The organism is Cellulomonas algicola, assembly GCF_003851725.1.
In the GTDB taxonomy this organism is placed as follows: Bacteria; Actinomycetota; Actinomycetes; order Actinomycetales; family Cellulomonadaceae; genus Cellulomonas; species Cellulomonas algicola.
In genome coordinates this window covers 1-1,971 of record NZ_BHYL01000268.1, presented here as the reverse complement: position 1 = coordinate 1,971, position 1,971 = coordinate 1, and the positions used below count along the sequence as shown (strand labels likewise).

Here is a 1,971-nt window from a genome sequence, read left to right as displayed (position 1 = left end):
CCGCGCAGCAGGGCCGCGCACGCGAGCGCGTGCGGGCCGCCGCCGGAGTGGCCGATCACCGCGCACCGGTCGAGCCCGAGCGCGTCGAGCACCGCGGCGACGTCGGCGGCGGCGGAACCGACGCTGCGGTCGGGGCGGGCCGTGGACCCGCCGTAGCCCGGGCGGTCGTACGACACGAACCGCAGCCCGAGGCGCCGGGCGGGCTCGAGCATCGGCCGCGGCGGCGCCCCGAGGTTGGGCGTGCCGTGGCACCAGACGAGCGGGAGCGCGGGACGCCCGTCGGGTGCGGTCGCCGGTCCCGTGTCGTAGGCGTGGACGACGCCGCCCGGCACCGCGACGTCGAGCTCGTGGACGTGCGTCTCGCTCATGCGCCCATGCTGGCGCACGTGCGGGCCGCCCACCCGGTCGGGCGGGGCCGGCGGACGTGACGCGCCGACCGGCCTGCGGCGCCCTAGCCTTGCGCGAGGCGACCGAACGCGGCGCCACCACGGACGGCCTGCGGGCCGGTGAAGGAGATGGTGATGGCAGGCGGTCTCGCGGCCCTCCTGGACGACATCGCGGCGCTCGCGAAGCTCGCGGCGGCGTCGGTCGACGACGTGGGCGCGGCCGCGGGGCGGGCGAGCGCGAAGGCCGCGGGCGTCGTGATCGACGACACCGCCGTCACGCCGCGCTACGTGCACGGGTTCACGCCCGACCGTGAGCTGCCGATCATCCGCCGCATCGCCGTCGGGTCGCTGCGCAACAAGCTGCTGTTCATCCTCCCGGCGGCCCTGCTGCTGAGCCAGTTCCTGCCGTGGCTGCTGACGCCGATCCTCATGGTCGGCGGCGCGTACCTGTCGTACGAGGGCGCGGAGAAGATCTGGGAGCTCGTCAGCGGGCACGCGAAGGAGCACACGAGCACGCCCGCCGCGGCGCAGGGCGCCGACACCGAGAAGACGATGGTCGGCGGCGCGATCCGCACGGACTTCATCCTGTCCGCGGAGATCATGGTCATCGCCCTCAACGAGGTCGCCGACGAGCCGCTGCTCTCCCGGGCGCTCATCCTCGCCGTCGTCGCGCTCCTCATCACGGCGCTCGTCTACGGCGTCGTCGCGCTCATCGTGAAGATGGACGACATCGGGCTGCACCTCGCGGGCCGCGAGAACCGGGCGGCGGCGGCCACGGGCCGCGTCCTGGTCCGGGCGATGCCGAAGGTGCTGTCGGTGCTGTCGACGGTCGGCATCGTGGCGATGCTGTGGGTCGGCGGGCACATCCTCCTGTCGGGCGTCGACACCCTCGGCTGGCACGGGCCGATCGACGTGCTGCACCACCTCGAGGAGGCCGTGCACCACGTGCCGGGCGTCGGCGGGGTGCTCGCCTGGCTCGTCGACACCCTCGGGTCGGCGCTCGTCGGCCTCGTCGTCGGCGCGGTGATCGTCGCCGTCCTGCACCTCGTCCCGCGCCGCCGGCCGGCCGCCGCGCACTGAACGGCGCCGGCCGGGACGCCGGTCGTGGGCACCCGGACAGGGTCAGACCGCGCCGGACCCCGGGGTGCGCAGCGCGCCGAACGCTGTCCGGCGCCGCAGGTGGAAGCCCAGGCGCTCGTAGATCCGGATCGCCCCCGTGTTGGTCGCCGCGGCGTGCAGCAGGGCCCGCTCACCGCGTGCCCGCACGTGGTGCGCGACGTCGAGCACGAGCCGCGTCGCCAGACCCTGCCCGCGGTAGGCGGGGTCGGTGCACACCGCGCTGATCTCGGTCCACCCGGCCGGCTGCAGCCGTTCGCCGGCCAGGGCGACGAGCCGGCCCTCGCGGCGGATCCCGACGTAGCGGCCGAGCTCGTGCGTGCGGGACGCGAACGGGCCCGGCTGCGTGCGCGCGACGAGGTCGAGCATCTCCGGGACGTCGCGCGCGCCGAGCACGACGGCCTCGTCGTCGGGGCGCGTCTCGAGCCGGTCGCTCTCGACGAGCTGCACCCCCTCGCCGCGGCTCGCG

Annotated in this window: 3 protein-coding genes; 1 reads left to right on the top strand and 2 read right to left on the bottom strand. The window is 75.9% G+C overall.

What is annotated here, in order from left to right:
- Positions 1 to 368 (bottom strand): alpha/beta fold hydrolase (locus CTKZ_RS16055; RefSeq protein ID WP_124343888.1); only part of this gene is annotated, 368 nt, incomplete at its 3' end.
- A gap of 153 nt (positions 369 to 521) precedes the next feature.
- Here CTKZ_RS16055 and CTKZ_RS16050 point away from each other — a divergent pair.
- Positions 522 to 1,466: a DUF808 domain-containing protein gene (locus CTKZ_RS16050; RefSeq protein ID WP_124343887.1), complete on the top strand. Its 945-nt coding sequence runs from the start codon at positions 522 to 524 to the stop codon at positions 1,464 to 1,466.
- A gap of 42 nt (positions 1,467 to 1,508) precedes the next feature.
- Here CTKZ_RS16050 and CTKZ_RS16045 read toward each other — a convergent pair.
- Positions 1,509 to 1,971: GNAT family N-acetyltransferase (locus tag CTKZ_RS16045; protein WP_124343886.1), on the bottom strand; the 463-nt coding region annotated here is incomplete at its 5' end.